The sequence below is a fragment of the Methyloversatilis sp. genome, assembly GCF_030698125.1.
Classification (GTDB): domain Bacteria; phylum Pseudomonadota; class Gammaproteobacteria; order Burkholderiales; family Rhodocyclaceae; genus Methyloversatilis.
Genome location: NZ_JAUYNV010000008.1, coordinates 38,694 through 58,307 on the forward strand (window position 1 = coordinate 38,694; position 19,614 = coordinate 58,307).

Annotated in this window: 18 protein-coding genes and 1 tRNA gene; 15 read left to right on the plus strand and 4 right to left on the minus strand. The window is 66.8% G+C overall.

Annotated features, from left to right (window positions below; translation table 11 throughout):
• The first annotated feature begins 29 nt into the window (after positions 1 to 29).
• The 4 genes from Q8Q80_RS04070 (at position 30) to Q8Q80_RS04085 (ending at position 5,305) form a co-directional block, all read left to right on the plus strand.
• A complete protein-coding gene (locus tag Q8Q80_RS04070) occupies positions 30 to 1,175 on the plus strand; it encodes a DNA repair exonuclease (protein ID WP_305631700.1) in 1,146 nt (381 codons plus the stop codon).
• On the plus strand, positions 1,172 to 3,823 hold the full coding sequence (locus tag Q8Q80_RS04075; RefSeq protein WP_305631701.1) for an AAA family ATPase: 2,652 nt from the start codon (positions 1,172 to 1,174) through the stop codon (positions 3,821 to 3,823). The genes Q8Q80_RS04070 and Q8Q80_RS04075 overlap by 4 nt, the downstream gene beginning before the upstream one ends.
• A gap of 244 nt (positions 3,824 to 4,067) precedes the next feature.
• Entirely contained in the window at positions 4,068 to 4,535 is a 468-nt protein-coding gene (locus Q8Q80_RS04080) for a BLUF domain-containing protein (RefSeq protein ID WP_305631702.1), read from the plus strand.
• A 50-nt stretch (positions 4,536 to 4,585) separates the two neighbouring features.
• On the plus strand, positions 4,586 to 5,305 hold the full coding sequence (locus Q8Q80_RS04085) for a hypothetical protein (protein WP_305631703.1): 720 nt from the start codon (positions 4,586 to 4,588) through the stop codon (positions 5,303 to 5,305).
• Here Q8Q80_RS04085 and Q8Q80_RS19785 read toward each other — a convergent pair.
• Positions 5,202 to 5,603 (minus strand): hypothetical protein, encoded by a 402-nt coding sequence (locus Q8Q80_RS19785; protein WP_371132690.1) that lies wholly within the window; start codon positions 5,601 to 5,603, stop codon positions 5,202 to 5,204. The two genes, Q8Q80_RS04085 and Q8Q80_RS19785, sit on opposite strands and share 104 nt — an antisense overlap.
• Before the next feature lie 180 nt (positions 5,604 to 5,783).
• On the opposite strand from Q8Q80_RS19785, the gene Q8Q80_RS04095 reads away from it, so the two are divergent.
• Together Q8Q80_RS04095 and Q8Q80_RS04100 are read left to right on the plus strand one after the other, a co-directional pair.
• The gene (locus Q8Q80_RS04095; RefSeq protein ID WP_305631705.1) at positions 5,784 to 6,296 is read left to right on the plus strand and encodes an antibiotic biosynthesis monooxygenase; all 513 of its coding nucleotides are present in this window, start codon (positions 5,784 to 5,786) and stop codon (positions 6,294 to 6,296) included.
• A gap of 250 nt (positions 6,297 to 6,546) precedes the next feature.
• The gene (locus Q8Q80_RS04100) at positions 6,547 to 7,644 is read left to right on the plus strand and encodes a PEPxxWA-CTERM sorting domain-containing protein (protein ID WP_305631706.1); all 1,098 of its coding nucleotides are present in this window, start codon (positions 6,547 to 6,549) and stop codon (positions 7,642 to 7,644) included.
• A gap of 32 nt (positions 7,645 to 7,676) precedes the next feature.
• Here Q8Q80_RS04100 and Q8Q80_RS04105 read toward each other — a convergent pair whose 3' ends face one another.
• Positions 7,677 to 9,623, minus strand: coding sequence for an ABC-F family ATP-binding cassette domain-containing protein (locus Q8Q80_RS04105; protein ID WP_305631707.1), 1,947 nt, complete (start codon positions 9,621 to 9,623; stop codon positions 7,677 to 7,679).
• A gap of 311 nt (positions 9,624 to 9,934) precedes the next feature.
• Positions 9,935 to 10,231: a hypothetical protein gene (locus Q8Q80_RS04110; RefSeq protein WP_305631708.1), complete on the minus strand. Its 297-nt coding sequence runs from the start codon at positions 10,229 to 10,231 to the stop codon at positions 9,935 to 9,937.
• A gap of 260 nt (positions 10,232 to 10,491) precedes the next feature.
• Between Q8Q80_RS04110 and Q8Q80_RS04115 the strand changes: the two genes are divergently transcribed.
• A complete protein-coding gene (locus Q8Q80_RS04115; RefSeq protein WP_305631709.1) occupies positions 10,492 to 10,884 on the plus strand; it encodes a BON domain-containing protein in 393 nt (130 codons plus the stop codon).
• A 45-nt stretch (positions 10,885 to 10,929) separates the two neighbouring features.
• Here the strand turns inward: Q8Q80_RS04115 and Q8Q80_RS04120 are convergent, their stop codons facing one another.
• Positions 10,930 to 12,645, minus strand: coding sequence for an ABC transporter transmembrane domain-containing protein (locus Q8Q80_RS04120; protein ID WP_305631786.1), 1,716 nt, complete (start codon positions 12,643 to 12,645; stop codon positions 10,930 to 10,932).
• Positions 12,646 to 12,731: 86 nt separating this feature from the next.
• Here Q8Q80_RS04120 and Q8Q80_RS04125 point away from each other — a divergent pair.
• The 8 genes from Q8Q80_RS04125 (at position 12,732) to Q8Q80_RS04160 (ending at position 19,332) form a co-directional block, all read left to right on the plus strand.
• Positions 12,732 to 12,816: transfer RNA gene (locus Q8Q80_RS04125), tRNA-Leu, on the plus strand.
• A 233-nt stretch (positions 12,817 to 13,049) separates the two neighbouring features.
• Positions 13,050 to 13,769, plus strand: a complete 720-nt coding sequence (locus Q8Q80_RS04130) for a hypothetical protein (protein ID WP_305631710.1) — start codon at positions 13,050 to 13,052, stop codon at positions 13,767 to 13,769.
• Positions 13,770 to 13,785: 16 nt separating this feature from the next.
• Complete coding sequence (locus Q8Q80_RS04135) at positions 13,786 to 14,805, plus strand: hypothetical protein (protein WP_305631711.1); 1,020 nt, start codon at positions 13,786 to 13,788, stop codon at positions 14,803 to 14,805.
• 198 nt (positions 14,806 to 15,003) lie between these two features.
• Positions 15,004 to 16,065: an NYN domain-containing protein gene (locus Q8Q80_RS04140; RefSeq protein WP_305631712.1), complete on the plus strand. Its 1,062-nt coding sequence runs from the start codon at positions 15,004 to 15,006 to the stop codon at positions 16,063 to 16,065.
• 28 nt (positions 16,066 to 16,093) lie between these two features.
• Entirely contained in the window at positions 16,094 to 16,870 is a 777-nt protein-coding gene (locus tag Q8Q80_RS04145; RefSeq protein WP_305631713.1) for a TlyA family RNA methyltransferase, read from the plus strand.
• Positions 16,863 to 17,702 carry a methylenetetrahydrofolate reductase [NAD(P)H] gene (gene metF, locus Q8Q80_RS04150; RefSeq protein ID WP_305631714.1) on the plus strand — a complete coding sequence of 280 codons (840 nt, stop codon included), beginning with the start codon at positions 16,863 to 16,865 and terminating at the stop codon, positions 17,700 to 17,702. Before Q8Q80_RS04145 ends, metF begins: the two co-directional genes overlap by 8 nt.
• Before the next feature lie 14 nt (positions 17,703 to 17,716).
• On the plus strand, positions 17,717 to 18,154 hold the full coding sequence (locus tag Q8Q80_RS04155; protein WP_305631715.1) for a hypothetical protein: 438 nt from the start codon (positions 17,717 to 17,719) through the stop codon (positions 18,152 to 18,154).
• Positions 18,151 to 19,332, plus strand: a complete 1,182-nt coding sequence (locus Q8Q80_RS04160; protein WP_305631716.1) for a multidrug effflux MFS transporter — start codon at positions 18,151 to 18,153, stop codon at positions 19,330 to 19,332. Before Q8Q80_RS04155 ends, Q8Q80_RS04160 begins: the two co-directional genes overlap by 4 nt.
• Positions 19,333 to 19,614: the final 282 nt, after the last annotated feature.

The window sequence follows — 19,614 nt, forward strand, 5'->3', positions numbered from 1 at the left end:
CCGCCCACCATCGCTTCAGACCTCGCACCTTGCTGAAACTTCTCCATACCGCCGACTGGCAGATCGGCAAGCTGTACGGCCAGTTCGAGCCTGATGACGCTGCATTGCTCGCCGAGGCGCGCTTCGCGGCCGTCGAGCGGCTGGCGCAGCTGGCCAGCGTGCAGGGCGTGCACATGGTGCTGGTGGCGGGCGATGTATTCGATGCGCAGGGAGTCGCCGAGCGGACGATCCACCGGCTGTTCAACTGCCTGCGTGGCTACGCCGGGCCCTGGGTGATGATCCCGGGCAACCATGACGCCGCGCTGAGCGAATCGGTATGGACGCGCGCCGCGCGTCTGGGTGCCATCCCGCCCAATGTCTCCGTCTGCCTCGCACCGGGCGCCGTGCAGTTCGACGCCCTGCGCGTGGCCGTGCTGGCCGCACCACTGACCCAGCGCATCACGCACAGTGACCTGACGAACGCCTTCGCTGCCATTGACACCCCGGCCGGATTTCATCGCATCGGGCTGGCGCACGGCAGCGTGCAGGGCATTCTTGCCGACGGCATCGATTCGTCCAATCCGATCGCCGCCGGGCGCGCCGCCGAGGCGCGGCTCGACTACCTCGCGCTCGGCGACTGGCACGGCTGCCGGCAGGTCGATGCACGCACCTGGTACAGCGGCACGCCGGAAACCGACCGCTTCCGCGCCAATGACTCCGGCCGTGCGCTGATCGTCGAGCTTGCTTCGCCCGGTGCCGAACCGCTCGTGACGCCGGTCGTGACCGGGCAGTACCGCTGGTTCGACGAGAGTGCGACGCTGCAGGTGGCCAGCGACATCGACGTGCTGCTCGCCCGGCTGGCCACTTTCGGTCATGCGGATGTCGTGCAGATCACGCTCGACGGCGAGACCGATCTGGCCGGTCACGCTCGTCTGCGCGATGCCTTCGCGCAGACGCAGGGGCGGGTGCGCAGCTTGACGGTCGATCTGTCTGCGCTGCGCATTGCACCGACCGAAGACGACATCGATGCGCTGTCCGCCGACGGCTATCTCGGCGACGTGATCGCCGAACTGCGCACGCTCCAGGGTGACGGCGATGGCGACCGTGCCGGCACAGCCGAAACGGCGCGTGATGCGCTGGTGCTGCTCGCCGGCCTGCTGCGTGACCGGCGCTCTGCAGGCGGGGGTGCCTCGTGAAGCTCACGCGCATCCGCATCGAACAGTTCCGGCAGTTCCGCCAGCCGCTGCAGATCGGCGAGCTCGGCCTCGGCCTCAACCTGTTCACCGGCCCGAATGAAGCCGGCAAAAGCACGGTCGTCGCAGCCATTCGTGCAGCCTTCTTCGAGCGTCACCGTTCGGGCAGTGTCGATGACCTGCGTCCGTGGGGCGACGCCTCCGCGTCGCCGACGGTCGAACTCGAGTTCGAAACCGGCGGCGTCGCCTACCGTCTGAGCAAGAGCTTCCTCGTCCGCAAGCGCTGCACGCTGACCAGCGGCGCACAGCAGTTCGATGGCGCCGACGCCGAAGACCGGCTGGCTGAACTGCTCGGTTTCCGCCATGCCGGTCGCGGCGCCAGCGCGGCCGAGCACTGGGGCATCCCCGGCCTGTTGTGGATACAGCAGGGCACGGCGCACGACATCCGCGAGCCGGTCGCGCATGCCACCGATCACCTGCGCACGGCGCTGAACACCTCGCTGGGCGAAGTGGCCAGCAGCGGCGGCGACGCGGTGACCGACCAGGTCGAGGCGCTGCGCAACGAACTGCTGACGCCGGCGAACGCCACGCCGCGCGGCCTCTACAAGGAGGCGATCGAGACCGAAACCGGCCTTGCCGCAGAGATAGCCGCGCTGGATGCCGATATCGCCGCCTACCGCAACAAGGTTGACCGGCTCGCTGCGCTGCGCCGCGAACACGAGGCCGACGACGCGCAAAAGCCCTGGCTCGCGCTGCGCGCGCAGGAACAGGCGGCGCGCCGCAAGTTCGACGAGGCACAGGCGCTGGGTGCGCGACTGGGCGACGCGCAGCAGCGCGCACGCGGCTTCGGCGACACGCTGGCGCTGCTGCACAGCCAGCTCGAACGCCACGGCGCGGATCAGCGCGACGTCGAACAGCGCAGCTCGGCGCTGACCGCCGCAGAAGACAGGCTGGCCGCGGCACAGGCCACGGCGCAGCAGTGGCAGCGCCGCAGCAGCGAGGCGGCGGCGCGCCATGAGGCTGCGCGACATACGCTCAACCGCGCCCGCCAGCGCGACACCCGGGCCACGCTGTCACGCCAGCTCGACGAACTGACACGCCGGCGCGACGCTGCCCGGACTTCCCTGATGCGGGCCGAGACCGAAGCCGGCCGCCTGCGCAGCGCGCGCCAGCAGATGGCGGCCACCGAGCTGCGCAGCGCCGATCTGGCCACCCTGCGCGCCCAGCAGCAGGACATCCGCACGCTGCGCCTGCGGCAGGAGGCGGCCGCCACCCGCCTGCGTTTCACGCTCGATGATGGCCGGGTCATCCGGATCGGTGAGGAAAGCCTGACCGGTGACGGCGAGCGCCTGCTGACCGACGCCACCGCGGTGACGCTGCCTGGCCTCGGCCGGCTCGACATCACCCCGGGCGGCGCCGATCTGGCGGATCTGGGCCGCCAGGAAGCCGCCTTGCTCGACCGTCACGCAGCGCTGCTGGCCCGCCTCGGCGTCGAGTCGCTCGATGCGACCGAAGCACGTCTGCATAGATATATGCAGCATCAGGCCGATGCGCAGACCGCCGAGGCCGCGCTCAAGGCGCGCGCGCCGCAGGGACTGGATGCGTTGCGCGGCGAACTGGCGATGCTTGAAGGCCGTCTGGCCGAAGCCGCGCAGTCGCTGTCGCGGCTGATCGGGGAGCCCGACGACGACGCGGCCCTGCCGTCGATCAACGAGGCCGAGTCGCAGGAGGAGGCCGCGCGCGCCTCGGCGGCGGATGCGGCGAAACAGCTGGCGGCAGCCGACATCGCCGCGGCCAACGCGCAGAGCGCGGTCGACGCCGCGCAGCGCGAATTGCGCAGTGCGCAGGCCACCCTCGACGCGCCCGAGCGCGCTGCACGACTGGCCGCCACGCAGCGCGCGCTGAACGAAGCGCTTGCCGGGCAGATGGCCGCCGATGCCGACATCGAAGCGCTGACCGCCCAGTGCCGTGATGCGCGCCCGGACATCCTCGAGCAGGACATCAAGCGGTTCGGTGGCAGCGCCGAACAGCTGGAGCGCACAGCCGGCCTGCGCCGCGACGAACTGACCCGGCTGGAGGTGGAACTGCAGACAGCCGGCGCACAGGGGCTCGACGAGCGGCGCGCCGAGCGTGCGCGCGACCATGCGCGGGCCGTGCGTCGCACCACCGAACTGCGCCGCCGCGCCGCCGCACTCGACCATTTGCTGACACTGCTGAAAAGTCATCGCAGCGCACTGACCCGTCGCCTGCAGGCGCCGTTGCAGAAGCACCTCGACCGCTATCTGCAACTGCTGTTTCCGAACGCGAGTCTCGATATCGACGACCAGCTTGTTCCCGGTGCAATGACGCGTGCCGGTGCCAACGGTGCAGAAAGCGGCGGCTTCGAGGAATTCAGCTTCGGCGCCCGCGAACAGATGGGCGTCATCAGCCGGCTTGCCTACGCCGACCTGCTGCGCGAAGCCGGTCGCCCGACGCTGATCATCCTCGACGATGCGCTGGTACATAGCGACGATGAACGACTGGCCCGCATGAAACGCGTGCTGTTCGACGCCGCCACGCGGCACCAGATACTGTTGTTCACCTGCCACCCCGAGACCTGGCGTGACATCGGCGTGGCCGCACGGTCGCTCGAAGCCCTGAAAGCGGCGTGACCTGAGTGGCCTGCGGACGGCGAGGATGACGCGCTGCAACCGTCGCCGCCTGCACTTGCGGGCCTGTGCCAACGGTTCGGGGATGAGCGTTGGCAAGCGCCCGAACCTGTTGTCCGCGCTCCATCTGCAAGCCACCGGATGATGGAACTTCGCTTTATTGCATCGGATCCCAACGGCAACTTATGCTTCAATTTTGTGCAGAGCGATTTTCGCCTGCCTGACCATTACCGGAAAGAACCATCCCATGAGCGCTGTCCACCCCACGCGTGGCGATGAGCCGATGCTGGACCCGCTGCAGCCGCGGCTCTACAACGTTGTCTACTGCAGCCGCTCCGCGCCCGGCGTCGATGCAGCCGATGTCGAACGCATCATCGCGTCATCGCGGCGGCGCAATCCGGCGTATGGCATCACCGGCCTGCTGGTGTTCGGCAGCGGCGTGTTCTTCCAGTGGCTGGAAGGCCCGCGCGACAGCGTCACCGCGCTGATGGAGACACTGAAGGCCGATCCGCGGCACGACACCGTGGTGGAACTGTGCGCGAATGAAGAGGTGCGCGAGCGGCTGTTTCCCGAGTGGGACATGGAGTTCGTCGAAAGCGCCGATATCCGCGAAGTGCTGCTCGACGCGCTCGACGACGCCGAAGATCCGAAGAGCATCGCCGCGTTGGGTGTGTTGCTGGAACATATCGACGGCAGTACGCCGGACACGGAGTAATCGGGCTGCCAGAAGGCGTGGTCTCCGGTTCCGTTAATGGCTCTGGTGGCATGAACCGTCTGTTCCGACCCCTGTATCTCCTGGCGTTGCCGGCACTGCTTGTGAGCCTGTCGGGCCGCACGCAAGGCCCCGCGCCGGCGGATGTCCTGGCCGAGCCTGTCCGGCTGCCGGAAATCCGCAGCGTGCTGCGCTACAACGCCAAGCCTGACGAATTGCCCGAGCCACCTGACACGCTCGATCCGGCCATGCTCAACGAATGTGTCGGGAAGCGCCGCATCATCGAAGCCGAGCGAAAGGTGCTGGCCGCCTACGCCGGAGAACAGACCGATCAAGCGGCCACACTGAAACCCGATATCGACGCACTGGCCCGGCAACGCGAGGCGCTGGACGCGCTTGAAGCGACGTCCGTGCAAGAGGGCGCAGAGGTGACTCGCAACGGCGCTGCGATCAACACGCGCCACGCGGCCCTTGAAGCGGCAATCAAGGCGCCGCCCGCGGACGCCAGACAGGCCGCCGCGCGCAAGCAGTCAGTGGACGCCTTCAACGCCGACGTCAGGCGCCACAACGAAACGATTGATGCGCATAACCGTGGGCTGGAGGCGCTTCGGCAGGCGGTCGCGGCGTACAACGAAGCTGTTGGGGCGCTGCGCGCGCGCGTCGATGCGGTCAACACACGCCATGCGGACTATGACCAGCGCGTCGAGGCGCATAACCGGATGATCGAGGACTACAGTAAAGATTGCGCTGGTCAGCGCCGACTTCTGCGCTGAGCTTGCTGGCGTCAGGGTGGGGCCATCCCGCTGCCGATCCGTGACATGACGTGCCGCATGGCCTGCTCCAGCACGCCGGGGCGAGGTCGAGCTGGCCGATGCAATTGCCGGTCATGACGCCGGCCAACCCATGCATCGCCGACCGGATGTACAGCGCATCGAGATCGACCAGCGCCTGCTGTTGCGGTGTGTCGCCATGCACACGTCGCAGCACCTGACGCAGGATGTCGAAGGCGTGCGCGGCGTCGCGCACCAGGTCGGGATGCGCGGCAGACGCCGGCCACGGTGTGCTGAACATCAGCCGGTACTCCAGCGGATGGCGATGCGCGAAATCGAGGTATTGCCGACCCAGCGCGCCGAGATCGTCCCCGGGATCGTCGAACTGCCCGCGCGCGTCGAGGTGGGATGAAGGTTGAAGTAGACGGCGTCAACCCAAGGCGTCGATCACGTCACCCTGACCCTGATGCGAGGTTTCGTCATGTCACCTGCCCTGCCGCCGGGAAGCCGCCCTTTCATGCTGTCGCTGCGCACCCTGCTGATGGCGGCCGGCCTGTCCGCACTGGCGGGCGCGTGCGCGCTGTCGACACCGTTTCCGCGCATCCACACGGCCGTCGCCGGCGAGGCGGACGACGCCGTCGTGCTGGTGCTGACGCACATCGTCGTCGATGGCGCCCGGCGCGATGAATTCGACCGCCAGACGCGCCGCGTCATCGACAGCATGGCGACACAGCCCGGCCTGATCGGCTATTCGGCGCGGCGCGAACTGTTCGGCAACGAGGCGTGGACGATGAGCGTGTGGGCCGGCGACGCCCCGCGCGCCCGCTTCGTCCGCTCCGCCGTGCATCAGGAGGCCATCGCGAAAAGCGAGTCGGCGATTGTGACCGTCCGGCTGAAGCGGCTGAACATGGCCCGCAAGGACGTGCCGCGCGATTGGGCGGCGGCGCTGGAGCTGCTCGCGCGGCCGGGCAACGATCGAATGTATGGCAAATGAATGGCCAGCTTTGCTTCTATATCGAAAGTTATAGATCGGCAGGTCAATGTCATTCGAAAGTCAAATCGGCGAATCAAAAGTTATCGATTCACGATGATCGGATGAGAGGTGCATCTGCATAATCCACTCGCCACGACCGGGTCCTGACGCACCAAGCGGAGGGAACGACACGTCTCGCGTCTACAGGTCGCTCATCACTGCCCTCCTCGCGGAGAGAAAGACAACAACAATGCGCAACACCCCTCACAGATTGCTGGTCGCGCTGGCACTTGCCGGTCATGCAGTGGCCGCGCAGGCGGCCGGATACACGTTCTCCCTGATTGAATTGCCGGGCGACGGATACACGACGGCAACCACGATCAATGCGGCCGGGCAGGTCATCGGTTCCGGCGGCCCGGATGGGTCAGCACAGCATCCACGGCTGTGGCTGGGCGGCGTCACCTCGACGCTCGCTTTGCCGCCCGCTAGCACCGCCATTGCGCAGGGAATCAACAGCGCGGGACAGATCGTCGGCGCGCTCACCGGATCCGGGTCAAACAGCCAGGCTACGTTGTGGATGGGGGCGAACGCGACGAACCTCGCGCTGCCGCAGATGAGTTCAAGCACCGCCCGTGCGATCAACGATGCGGGTGACATCGTCGGTGATTCAACGTTCGGGGGTGGCCTGTCGAACGCCACGCTGTGGCGAAATGGCGCTGTCATCGTACTGCCCGGCATCGGCGGCGAAGCCCGTGCCATCAACAACGCAGGCCAGATTGCAGGCATCTACGCCGTCACCGAAGCGGGTTCGAACGGACCAACGGTCGTCGCGTACCAGGCCGCCCGCTGGGACAACTACGTGCTCAGCACGCTGGGCGGCCCGAACAGCCAGGCCTACGACATCAACGACGCCGGCGTTGTCGTGGGAGAGATGTTCAGCAGCGAAGGGTATATCCGCCCGGTGCGCTGGGATGGTACGGTCGCGACGGACCTGGGCACGCTGGCAGGCGAGTTTGCCGCAGCCTTCGGCATCAACAATGCCGGTCAGATCGTGGGATCCGGCCTGAAGGCAAGCATCTTCGATCCGGCGTCGACCTTCGAGCAGAGGGCGTTCCTGTGGGACGGCCCTTCGATCATCGATCTCACCAGTCTGCTCGACAGCGAAACGCTGACTGCTGGCTGGGTGCTTGAGTCGGCGAATGACATCAACGATCAGGGCTGGATCGTCGGCAGTGCGTACAACACGCTGACCGACGCCCGCCGTGGCTTCGTGCTGGCGCCGGTGCCGGAGCCCGAAACCTGGGCGATGCTGCTCGCCGGGCTGGGTCTGATCGGCGCGATCGCCCGCCGTCGCGTCACGGTCGTGTAATGCAGCGCGTCAGGCGGCGTCCGCCTGACGCGTCAGGTCGCCGATTCGATCTGTTCCGACACCACCAGCCAGCGCTCTTCGTGGGTGTCGAGTTCGGCGTCGATGTTCTGCAGCGTCACGCCCAGTTCGCCGATCTCCTGTGGCGGCAACGACGTGGTTAGACGCGCCTCGATGCCGTGCTTCTGCTTCTGCAGGTCAAGGATGGCCTGTTCGAGCTTGCCCAGTTCGAGCTTCAGCGCCTTGAGGTTCACCGGCGTCTTCTTCATCGCCGGGGCCGGTACGGGGGCGGCTGTGGCGGCTGGCGCTGCGGAGGCTGCCGGCGTCTTCAGTGATTCCTTCAGGTCTTCGCGTGCGCGTTTCGCTTCATTGAGCAGGTAACGCTGGTAATCGTCGAGGTCGCCCTCGAACGGTTCGATGCCGCCGCGCGACACCAGCCAGAACTCGTCGCAGACCGAGCGCAGCAGCGAACGGTCGTGGCTCACCAGCATCACCGTGCCTTCGAATTCATTCAGCGCCATCGCCAGTGCTTCACGGGTGGCGAGGTCGAGGTGGTTGGTCGGTTCGTCCATCAGCAGCAGGTTAGGGCGCTGCCACACCAGCATGCACAGCACCAGGCGCGCCTTTTCGCCGCCGCTCATCGTGCCGACCGCCTGCTTCACCATGTCGCCGCTGAAATTGAAGGTGCCGAGGAAATTGCGCAGGTCCTGCTCGCGACCGCTCTGTCCGGCCGGCAGGCCTTCGCGCGCCATGCGCGTCATGTGTTCGAGCGGATTGTCCTGCGGCCGCAGCACATCCAGTTCCTGCTGCGCGAAATAGCCGACCGACAGACCCTTGCCCTCGCTTACCGTGCCGGTGGTGGCCTTGAGCGCGCGCGCGATGGTCTTCACCACGGTCGATTTGCCCTGGCCGTTGGCGCCGAGGATGCCGATGCGCTGGCCCGCCATCACGGTGCGGTTCACATTGCGCACGATGGTGGTCGGCGGCGCGCCGGCTGGCGCGTCGTCCGGCGGCGGATAGCCGAAGCTCGCGTTCTCCATCACCAGCATCGGGTTGGGCAGATTGGCCGGTTCCTTGAATTCGAAGGTGAAGTCGGCGCTGGCCAGCATCGGCGCCAGCCGCTCCATGCGGTCGAGCGCCTTGACGCGGCTCTGTGCCTGTTTGGCCTTGCTCGCCTTGGCCTTGAAGCGGGCGATGAACTTCTGCAGATGGGCGATCTTGTCCTGTTGCTTGGCGTAGGCGTTCTGCTGCAGTTCCATCTGCTGAGCCCGCATGTCTTCGAAGGTGCTGTAGTTGCCGCCGTAACGGGTCAGCTTCGCCGCGTCGATGTGCAGCGTGACATTGGTGATGGCGTCGAGAAACTCGCGGTCGTGGCTGATGACGACCAGCGTGCCTTCGTAGCGCGTCAGCCAGCTTTCCAGCCAGACCAGCGCGTCCAGATCCAGGTGGTTGGTCGGTTCGTCGAGCAGCAGCAGGTCGGACGGACACATCAGCGCGCGCGCCAGCTGCAGGCGCATGCGCCAGCCGCCGGAAAAGCTGTTCACCGGATTGTTCAGTTCGGTGGTCTTGAAACCCAGCCCGAGAATGAGCGATTGCGCCCGCGCCTGGGCGTCGTGCGCGCCGGCATCGTGCAGCGCCATGTAGGCATAGGCCATGCGCTCGCCGTCGTCGCCCGCCTCGGCGGCATGCACTTCCTGCTGGGCCGCGAGCAGCGCGGTGTCGCCCTCGATGACGAAGTCGGTCGCCGGCTGGTCGGTTTCGGGCATGTCCTGCGCGACCTGCGCCATGCGCCACTGCACCGGCACGTTGAATTCGCCGGAATCTTCATGCAGCGTGCCGTTGAGCAACGCGAACAGCGTCGATTTTCCGGCGCCGTTGCGACCGACCAGACCGACCTTTTCGCCCGGATTGATGGTGGCGGTGGCGCCGTCGAGCAGCACCTTGGCGCTGCGGCGCAGGGTGACGTTCCTGAGTGTGATCATGCGGGTGAAGCTCCAGCGGACGTCCCGCAACGACAGGCGGCAAGACCAGGGAAGGGGTGGCGGGGCGGAAAAACGGGGCAGGCGACCGAAAGTCGTGACCGGATGGTCGCTGCAGGCCGAAGTATCTTCGCCCGCGCCGGTCGCCGTCAAATCGAACGCGGGCGCACGGCGTGCCCGGAATGATCCGGATCAGGGGCGTTCGGCCCGGGAGTCATGAGAGGGCGCTGAAATTTGTGTCCGGTGTTTGCGTCCCGGCGTCACCGGTCCGGCCCGTCCCTCGCAGCAACAGACAAACCGGGCGCCAGGAGGCGTCACCGTGACTCGATCAGTTCGCGTCCCCGCAGAAAGCCCATGCCTTCTGCAATCTCCTGTGACGCGTAGAACAGTCCCAGGTCTGCTTTTGCGCTCACCATTTCTTCGTCCGGCACCTTTGCATCCCGCCGGCTGATCGTGACCGTGAAGGTCCACTCGTTGCCGTGGCCTGACAGCGAGGGGTTCGGGTTCATGAGTCGTTCGGTGCAGACATGCATGTCGTGATCGTGATAGGACTCCGTCTTCCACACTGGCGCGTCCGTCAGTTCATTCGGCGTAATCTCGAGCGTGCTCATTGATTTCTCCTTGAATCGTCATCGTGGATCCGGACGCGCGGCGCCGGATGGACGATCCGCGCGACCGATGCCTGGGAGGCGACGTTGCTCGCGGACGACACCAACGGTCTGTGCGCTGGCGGACGAATCGCATCGCGCGATCCCGAATCGGCCGCGTCCGGCGGGTCGTCCGCTGTGTTCGTTCTGGTACGGACGCGCCACGTCGGGACGCCGATGATCGGAACTGCGGTCGACTTGACCGTCTGCGCGGAGAAACCCTCATGAACACCCCCCAACGATCACTGCGGACGGCTGCGACGCTTGCCTGCTTCGGCGTGCTGCTGCTCGCCGGCTGCGACAAGGAAGGGCCCCTGCCGGTCACCCAGTCGTCTTCGCCTGCGCCTGCTGCGATGCCATCGAACGCGACGACCCAGTCGATGCCCGGTTCGGAAGCGAATCTCGACGATGCCGGTGTGACAACCCGCGTCACCACTGCCCTGCTGGCCGATCCGAGCATCAAGGCCTACCCGATCGAAGTCATTTCGCTCAAGGGCGATGTGCGCCTGCTTGGCGAAGTCGACACCCAGGTGCAGCGCGAGCGGGTGCTGGAGGTGGCACGCGGCGTCGAGGGCGTGCATGCGCTGCACGATGAACTGACGCTGCGCAAGCAGTGATGCTCTGCGGCATGCGCCGGATGTCGGCGCGTTCCCCGTGCCCGTCTAGGCGTCGATGAACTGCAGCCGCGCCAGCTTCGCGTACAGGCCATCCTGTGCCAGCAGCTCGGCGTGGTTGCCGGTTTCGACGGCGTGGCCGTGCTCGAGCACGACGATGCGGTCGGCACGCTGCACGGTCGCCAGACGGTGCGCCACCACCAGCGTGGTGCGGCTGGCCATCAGCGGCGCCAGTGCGGCCTGCACCATGCGCTCGCTTTCGGCGTCGAGCGCCGATGTGGCTTCGTCCAGCAGCAGGATGGGCCGGTCAGCCAGAATGGCGCGTGCGATGGCGATGCGCTGACGCTGGCCGCCGGACAGGCGCACACCGCGCTCGCCGAGCGGGCTGTCATAGCCGCCCGGCATGGCGCGGATGAAGGCGTCGGCGAAGGCCGCTTCGCAGGCAACGCGCACCTCGGCGTCGCTGGCGCCGGGCCGCGCATAGCGCACGTTGTCGGCCACGCTGGCGGCAAAGATGACCGCCTCCTGTGGCACGAGGGCGATGCGTGCGCGCACCTCGGCCGGATCTGCGTCTGCCAGCGGCACGCCGTCGATGCTCACCGTGCCCGACTGCGGATCGTAGAAGCGCAACAGCAGCTGGAATAGTGTGGACTTGCCGGCGCCCGAAGGCCCGACCAGCGCGACGGTTTCGCCTGCCCGCACGTCGAGGCTGAAGCCGTCGAGCGCTGGTGTGTCCGGTCGGCTCGGGTAGCTGAAGCGCACGTCACGGAAGGTGATGTCGCCGCGCGCCGGCGTGGGAAGCGCGCGCGGTGACGACGGCGCCGTGATGTCGGGCTGGGTGTCGAGCAGTTCGATCAGCCGCTCGGTGGCGCCCGCTGCCCGCTGCAACTCGCCCCACACTTCCGACAGCGCGCCGACCGAACTGGCCACCATGGCCGCGTAGAACACGAAGGCCGACAGTTCGCCGGCGCTCAGCCGACCTTCCAGCACATCGTGCCCGCCGACCCACAGGATGACCGCCACCGAGCCGAACACCAGCAGGATGACCATCACGACCATCAGCGCCGAATGACGGTAGCGTTTCACGCCGGTGTCGAAACTGCGCTCGACCAGCGACGTGAAGTGTTCGCGGTCCGCGTCTTCGTGGCCGCAGGCCTGCACGATGCGGATGGCGTGCACACTTTCGTCGACATGGGTGCCGAGGTCGGCCACCCGCGCCTGACGCTCGCGCGACAGCGCCCGCACCTTGCGGCCGAACAGCACGATGGGTGCGACCACCAGCGGTACGCCGGCCAGCACCAGCAAGGTAAGGCGCCCGCTGGTCAGCGCCAGCATCACGAGTCCGCCGGTCAGCAGCAGGATGTTGCGCAGTGCGATCGACAGCGTCGAACCGACCACATTTTCGATCTGCGCCGTGTCGTTGGTCAGCCGCGATATGACTTCGCCGGTGCGCCCGGCTTCGAAGAACGACGGCGGCAGCGTCAGCAGATGCGCATAGACCCGCGTGCGCAGATCCGCCGACACCCGCTCGCCGAGCCAGGACACGTTGTAGAACCGCAGCCAGGTCGCGCCCGCCAGCAGCACGACCAGCAGCAGCGAACCACCGAGCGCCCGGTCCAGCCAGGCCGCGTCACCGGCTGCAAACCCCTGATCGATCACGCTGCGCAACCCCTGACCGAGCGCCAGCGCCGCACTCGCCGCCAGTACCAGACCGAGGGTGGCCAACAGCAGCCGGCCCCGATGCGGCTTCACCATTTCGACCATCACCTGTCGCGCTCGCTGTATATCCGTCACACTGCTGACTCCTTGTTGTGGCAGTTTTGTTGTATATTCCGGCCCCTATCCGAAGTGCGCGGGTGGCGAAATTGGTAGACGCGCTGTCTTGAGGGGGCAGTGCCGCAAGGCGTAAGAGTTCGAGTCTCTTTCCGCGCACCACACATTCAGTGTCTCAGGCGCTTCATTGCGTTTCTGTTTCACCCTCCGGTCGGCCCGGCCGGAAAATCCACGTTTTGGTCAGGCATGCCGGGCACCGGTTGCGATGTTGCAGCGCAAACCGTGTCGCGGCATCCCTTTGCTACCATCCGTCTCGCAATTCCGGGCCCGTCTCAATACAGAAAAAATTCCGGTCACGTAACCGGGACAGAATTCGGTCGGAGGAGGAGAAACCGATGGCGTTGGATAAAGTACTTCTGGGCCGCTTGTTGCAGTTGAACGAGCCGTGGACGGTACGCGATTTTCGCTTCGATCCGGATGCCCGCAAGCTGGATGCCTGGGTCGGCGTCGAGCCGCCGCGCGGCTGGTTCGCTCGCGTGCGGCGTCAGCCGGCCGAAGGGCCGGAGCGCGCCTGGCGCCATGTTGATCTCGCGGGCTGGCGTTGCCATGTGCATGTGCAGGCGCCGATCGGTGCCGATCTGAGCGCGCTGCCCTGGGCCGGCGCCGTCGATATGCCGTTTTCCCAGGCCCTTTCAAAGCACGTCTTTGCACTGTTCAACGAAGGTGTTCCGCTGAACGGCATCTGCACGATCACCGGCATTCCGCTGCAGGAACTGTGGAAGTTCAAGTACTCGCTCGATCAGGGCAAGACTGCCATCGCGACGCCTGCGTCGCCGCTGGTCGATCTGGCGCCCGCCGGCTCCGTCGCGCCTGCCGCGCTGACGGACGATATCCCCGACCTGACGGATCCGGTCTGGCTCAAGCTGATCGAAGGCCAGGTGGATCTCGATATCCGTGCGCTCAGCCTGAAGCTGCTGATGACCCGTCTGCGCAGCCAGCTCGAAGTGATCACCGACGAAGAAGTGCGCATGCTCAAGCTACGCGAGTTGCACCGTTATTTCGTCAAGAACGCACGCATGCTCGGGCACGAGCTGTCCCAGTTGCGCGCCAGCTGACGCCCGTCCCGATTTCATGAACAGTCAGACCAAGCAGGAATTGAGCGGGCGCATGATGGGGCTGTCGGAAGCGACTGCCCTGATTCGCGGTGGTGGCTACTACAGCGTAGCCGGGGACGAGTTGTTGTTGCGCGAGTTGCCGCGCGGCCACTGGATCGGCGGCACCATTCCCTATTTCATGGGGCAGGACGGCGGCGTGACCACACGCGACCAGCTCTATGTCGCGCAGGTGCCGGTCAGCGGCGGTGTGCCGCTGATGCGCTTCTACGACCAGATCAGCCTGGAGCGGGTGTGCGCCGACGCACCGGAAAACGGCTTTTCGATCATCGTCATTCCCGCCTTCTCGGCCGTGCACTCATTGTTCGCGCGCAATGCGCCGGGCTACGAGGACATGTACCTCAAACCGTTGATCGGCTGGATTTCGGGCATTCATCTCGATGATCTCGGCCGCGCCAGTCCGCTCGCGGTCAATGGCGAAACGCTGGAATTCGAACCCGACCGCGCACTGGTGATGCACGTGCCGCTGCCGGCCGACAAGTACGCGCACATCGACATCATCAATCTGTTCACGCCGGGTGATGGCGACAGCATCCGCTTTCCGGCCAAGGGATTTTCGGTCGCCGAATGCCGCATCAACGGCGAGCCGGCCAATTTCGCGCGCTATGTCACCACGAACGCGATCGACACCCGCCTGCCGCTGGTGGCCGATTACAGCGGCGCGATGATCAACGTCAGCATCAAGGCCGTCGATCTGGGCAAGGGCGCGGTCGATTTCTATGCACCGGTGTTCGACGACGTCGAATACCGCTTTGCCGCGCCGGTGCCCGACTACGTCAGTGCCTTCCAGCAGGCGCTGCGCGCGCGCGACGGCGGCCAGGCCGGGCCGGTCGGCTTCAGCTGCAACTGCGTGCTGAACTATCTGTACAGCGAACTTGAAGGCAAGCGCGTGCCTTCGCTGCTCGGCCCGATGACCTACGGCGAAGTGGCCTATCAGCTGCTGAACCAGACGCTGGTCTATCTGACGATCGAAGACTGAGCCGGGCTCTTGTGAGCGGCGTCCCCTGTGGGAACGGCGTCCTCGCCGCGATGGTGCCGCGATGGTCGCCTTGCAGAGTGCGTATCGCGGCGCGGACGCAGCTCCCACAGAACAGCTCCCACGGGAACAGCCCTCGCAACTGCCGCGCTGCCGCGCCGACAGGGGTAGCATGCCGGTTTGCATTTTCAACTGCTCCGCATGAACGATACCCATACCTCGCAACGCCGCCTCGCGCTGGTCATCGACGCCGACAACGCCCAGCCGTCGCTGATCCAGCCGGTGCTGCTGGCCGCCGCATCGCGCGGGCGCGTCACGGTGCGCCGCATCTACGGCGACTGGACCTCGCCCAACATGACCAGCTGGAAGGCGCACCTGCTCGACCACTCGATCCGGCCGATCCAGCAGTTCCGCATCGTCGGCGGCAAGAATGCGACCGACAGCGCGATGATCATCGATGCGATGGACCTTCTGCACTCCGGTCTCGTGGATGGCTTCTGCATCGTGTCCAGCGACTCCGATTTCACGTCGCTGGCGCGCCGCATCCAGGAAAGCGGCCTGTTCGTCATGGGGGTCGGCCGGCGCACTACGCCGGTCGCCTTCCAGCGCGCCTGCGAAGAATTCGTGTTCACCGACGACATGCGCGCCGCACCTTCCGCCGCATCATCGTCATCGAAACGACGTCCGGCCGAACGGACCACGTCGGCGAGCCCGGCCGGCGCAGCGCCGGCACGCGCCGAGGCACCGCGCAAGGCACGCAGCACGCAGCCGGATGCGCAGGTGCTCGATCTGCTGTCGCAGGGCATCCGTTCCGCCACCGACGAAGACACCGGCTGGGCGGGTATCGGGCGGGTCGGCCAGATCGTGCGCCAGTACGAACCCGGCTTCAGCAACAAGGACTACGGCCACGCCAGCCTGTCCGGCCTGCTGGAAAGCCATCCGGAGCTGTTCCGCCTGCGCAAGGGCGACAACGGCCAGGCCCAGGTACAGCTGATCGAAAAGCCGGTCGAGCGTGTGGTTGAACCCGCGGCGGACGACACCCCGAAGGCTGCAGCGCGACCGCGGCGCAGCCGTCAGCCGCGCAAGGCGCCGACCGATGCAGGTGCAGCAGACAGCGTGGTCGTTGCGCCAGCGCCGGTCGCAGCCGACCCGGCGCCCGACGCGCCGGCCGCCAGTGACCCCAAGGCTGCAAAGCCGCGGGCGCCGCGTCGCAGCCGGGCGCGCAAGCCGGCGGTCGCGGCGACGCCGCAGGACGGCGAGTGAGCGCAGACGCGGCAGCCTGGTTCGACTGATGCGTGCCGACCAGACGCTGGTGGCGCGCGGTCTTGCGCGCTCGCGCACCGCGGCGCAGGCGATGATCGCGGCCGGCCGTGTCGCGCTGCTGTCGGCTACCGGCCGCGTCATCGTGACCCGGCCGTCGCAGGACATTGCTGCACACGTCGAACTGGCGGTCGAAGCCAGCGAAGACGATCGCTTCGTGTCGCGCGGCGGCCTGAAGCTGGCCGGCGCGCTGGAGCACACCCGGTTGATGGTGGCCGATGCGGTCTGTCTGGATGTCGGACAATCCACCGGCGGCTTCACCGATTGCCTGCTGCAGGCCGGTGCGGCACGCGTGGTCGGTGTCGATGTGGGCCACGGCCAGCTCGACGCGCGGCTGCGCGGCGATGCGCGCATGACCTGTATCGAACACCTGAATGCCCGAACGCTCGATGCGGCCGCGCTCGGTTGTCACCTGCCCGATGGCGGCTTCGATCTGGTGGTGTGCGACGCCAGCTTCATTTCGCTGACACTTCTGCTGCCGCAGTGGCCGGCGCTGCTCAAACCGGCCGGACAGGTGCTTGCGCTGGTCAAGCCGCAGTTCGAACTCGGGCCGGATGCGCTCGGAAAGGGCGGCATCGTGCGCGATGCGGCACAATACGCGGCCCTGGAGGTGCGTCTGCGCACGTTCGCCGAGGCGAACGGTCTCAACGCACTGGATTATTTCGACAGCCCGATCACCGGCGGCGACGGCAACCGCGAGTTCTTCATGTTCGCCATGAAGCCGCCCGGAACAAACCACGATGAATGACTCGACCCCGCGCGTGTGCAGCGTTGAATTCTTTCCGCCCGCGACCGACGAGGGCGCGGAAAAGCTGCGTGCCACGCGTCGCCAGCTGCGCCAGCTCAACCCGGCCTTCTTTTCGGTCACCTACGGCGCCGGCGGCACCACGCGCGACCGCACGCTCGAAACCGTGCTCGAAATGCAGGCCGAAGGCCTGAATGCGGCGCCGCACCTGTCGTGCATCGGCTCGACGCGCGACAACATTCGCCAGCTGCTGCAGCGCTATCAGGCCGAAGGCATCCACCACATGGTGGCGCTGCGCGGCGACCTGCCGTCCGGCGTGGTCGATCCGGGTGATCTGCGCTACGCCAACGAACTGGTCGAATTCGTCCGCGCGGAGACTGGCGACTGGTTCCACATCGAGGTGGCGGCCTACCCGGAAGTGCATCCGCAGGCGCGCAGCGCCGAGAAGGACCTGCAGGCTTTCGTCGGCAAGATGAGGGCAGGCGCCGATTCGGCCATCACGCAGTATTTCTACAACACCGACGCCTATTTCGCCTTCGTCGACGACGCCCGCGCGATGGGCGTCGATGCACCGATCTACCCGGGCATCATGCCGATTGCCAATTTTTCGAAGATTTCGCGCTTCTCCGAAGCCTGCGGTGCGGAAATCCCGCGCTGGATGCGGCGCAAGTTCGAAGGTTTCGGCGACGACGCGGCATCGGTCCGGGCCTACGGGCTGGACGTCATCACCACGCTGTGCGAACGCCTGCTCGCTGGCGGCGCGCCGGGCCTGCACTTCTACACGCTGAACCAGGCCGGGCTCACTTCGACCATCTGGCAGCGGCTCGGCCTCTGAAGGTATCCCCCACCATGCGCATCTTTTCCGTCCTTGCCCTGATCATCGCGCTGTTCGGCGGTTACACCTGGCTCGTGCTCAGCTGGAGCTACTCGACCGGCGAGCGCGCCGGCTACGTGCAGAAGTTTTCCAACAAGGGCTGGTTCTGCAAGACCTGGGAAGGCGAACTGGCCATGGTGACCATGCCCGGCACGCTGACCGAAAAGTTCGAATTCAGCGTGCGCGATGCCCAGGTTGCGAAGCAGCTGAACGAAAGCATGGGCCAGCGCGTGTCGCTGCACTACGAACAGCACGTCGGTGTGCCGACCAACTGCTTCGGCGAAACCCAGTATTACGTCAGTTCGGTGCGCGTGGTCGAACAGACCGACGTGGAGCGCCATCTGATGCAGCAGGCCCCGATCACCGCCCCGGCGCCGGCCCCTTCGGCCGCCCCGGCTGCGCCAACGCAGTGACCCGATCGCCGCGCGGGCTGGCCTTCCTGCTGGCCGGCCTGTCCGCCATCGGTCCGTTCGCGATCGATACCTATCTGCCGGCCTTCCCGGCGATCGCCGCCGATCTGGGCGCGACGGCGGTACAGGTGCAGCAGACGCTGACCGTCTATCTCGGCTTCTTCGCGCTGATGACCTTGTGGCACGGCGCGCTGGCCGATGCGCTGGGCCGGCGCCGCGTCGTGCTGTGGATGATGGCGATGTTCTTCGCCACCTCGGTCGGCTGCGCGATGGCGACCAGCATCGAGCAACTTTGGCTGGCGCGAGCGCTGGCCGGCATGTGCGCCGGTGCCGGCATGGTGATCGGCCGTGCCATCGTGCGCGACCTGTTCGACGGCGCGCAGGCGCAGCGCCTGATGAGCACCATCCAGCTGCTGTTCGCGCTGGCGCCGGCTGCCGCGCCCATCATCGGCGGCTGGGTGTTCGGCCTGTTCGGCTGGCGCGCCACCTTCTGGTTCCTCGCTGCCTACGCCGCGGTGCTGTGGATCGCCTGTTTCATCTGGCTGCCTGAGACGCTGGACCCGGCCCATCGGCGCAGCCTGCATCCGGTCAAGCTCGGCCGCGACTACGCGCACATGTTCGCCCACCCGGCGCTGATTGCGCTGGTGCTCGCGGTATCGATGAACTTCGCCGGCTTCTTCCTGTACGTGCTGTCGGCGCCCGCCTTCCTGATGGACCACCTCGGCGTATCGCCGCAGGGCTTCGCCTGGCTGTTCGGCCCGACCGTGGCCGGCATGATGACCGGCTCGTGGATTTCCCGCCGGCTGGCCGGACACATGGCGCCGATGGTGCAGCTCAAGCTCGCCTACAGCATCATGATCGCGGCCGCCTTTGCCAATGTCGCCCTCAATCTGGCGACCACCGCCAGTCTGCCGTGGGCGGTGCTGCCGATCGCGCTGTACAACATCGGTCAGGCGATCGCGATGCCCACACTGTCGTTGCTGGCGCTCGACCTGTTCCCGAAGTCGCGCGGCATGGTGTCCAGCTGTCAGGGCTTTGCCCAGTCACTGACCAATGCGCTGGCGGCCGGTCTGGTCGTGCCGCTGCTGTGGGGCGAACCGCTGCATCTGGCAGTGGGCATGGCCGGCTTCATCATCGTCGGCTGGCTGGCCTGGCTGCGCTACCGCTCGCTGCAGCCCTGACGGCCCGTCGTATCCGTCGTCCTGTAAGAGCGGCCCTTGTGGCAGCGGCGATCCACTGCTGACCCTGCATGGCCAGCCGGCTTCGCGGGCGGTGAGCAGCGAGGTTTTGTGGGAGCGGCGTCCCCGCCGCGATACGCACTTCGCACAGCAACCATCGCCGCACTGATCGCGACGAGGACGTCGCGCTCACAGCCCTGCGCCGGGAGCCAGGTCGTGTTCTCCAGCTCATCGCTCCGACAGCGCGGCCACGAGGCGGCGCCCACAAGTGCCCGTCCACGGCAA

What these genes read in the sequence shown, in the direction of transcription:
- Q8Q80_RS04095 (WP_305631705.1), top strand. Translation starts at nt 5,784, where the DNA reads ATGTCACCTGCCCTGCCGCCGGGAAGCCGCCCTTTCATGCTGTCGCTG.
- Q8Q80_RS04120 (WP_305631786.1), bottom strand. Translation starts at nt 12,645, where the DNA reads ATGGTCGAAATGGTGAAGCCGCATCGGGGCCGGCTGCTGTTGGCCACC.
- metF (WP_305631714.1), top strand. Translation starts at nt 16,863, where the DNA reads ATGAATGACTCGACCCCGCGCGTGTGCAGCGTTGAATTCTTTCCGCCC.
- Q8Q80_RS19785 (WP_371132690.1), bottom strand. Translation starts at nt 5,603, where the DNA reads ATGTTCAGCACACCGTGGCCGGCGTCTGCCGCGCATCCCGACCTGGTG.
- Q8Q80_RS04115 (WP_305631709.1), top strand. Translation starts at nt 10,492, where the DNA reads ATGAACACCCCCCAACGATCACTGCGGACGGCTGCGACGCTTGCCTGC.
- Q8Q80_RS04155 (WP_305631715.1), top strand. Translation starts at nt 17,717, where the DNA reads ATGCGCATCTTTTCCGTCCTTGCCCTGATCATCGCGCTGTTCGGCGGT.
- Q8Q80_RS04080 (WP_305631702.1), top strand. Translation starts at nt 4,068, where the DNA reads ATGAGCGCTGTCCACCCCACGCGTGGCGATGAGCCGATGCTGGACCCG.
- Q8Q80_RS04145 (WP_305631713.1), top strand. Translation starts at nt 16,094, where the DNA reads ATGCGTGCCGACCAGACGCTGGTGGCGCGCGGTCTTGCGCGCTCGCGC.
- Q8Q80_RS04130 (WP_305631710.1), top strand. Translation starts at nt 13,050, where the DNA reads ATGGCGTTGGATAAAGTACTTCTGGGCCGCTTGTTGCAGTTGAACGAG.
- Q8Q80_RS04085 (WP_305631703.1), top strand. Translation starts at nt 4,586, where the DNA reads ATGAACCGTCTGTTCCGACCCCTGTATCTCCTGGCGTTGCCGGCACTG.
- Q8Q80_RS04140 (WP_305631712.1), top strand. Translation starts at nt 15,004, where the DNA reads ATGAACGATACCCATACCTCGCAACGCCGCCTCGCGCTGGTCATCGAC.
- Q8Q80_RS04105 (WP_305631707.1), bottom strand. Translation starts at nt 9,623, where the DNA reads ATGATCACACTCAGGAACGTCACCCTGCGCCGCAGCGCCAAGGTGCTG.
- Q8Q80_RS04135 (WP_305631711.1), top strand. Translation starts at nt 13,786, where the DNA reads ATGAACAGTCAGACCAAGCAGGAATTGAGCGGGCGCATGATGGGGCTG.
- Q8Q80_RS04110 (WP_305631708.1), bottom strand. Translation starts at nt 10,231, where the DNA reads ATGAGCACGCTCGAGATTACGCCGAATGAACTGACGGACGCGCCAGTG.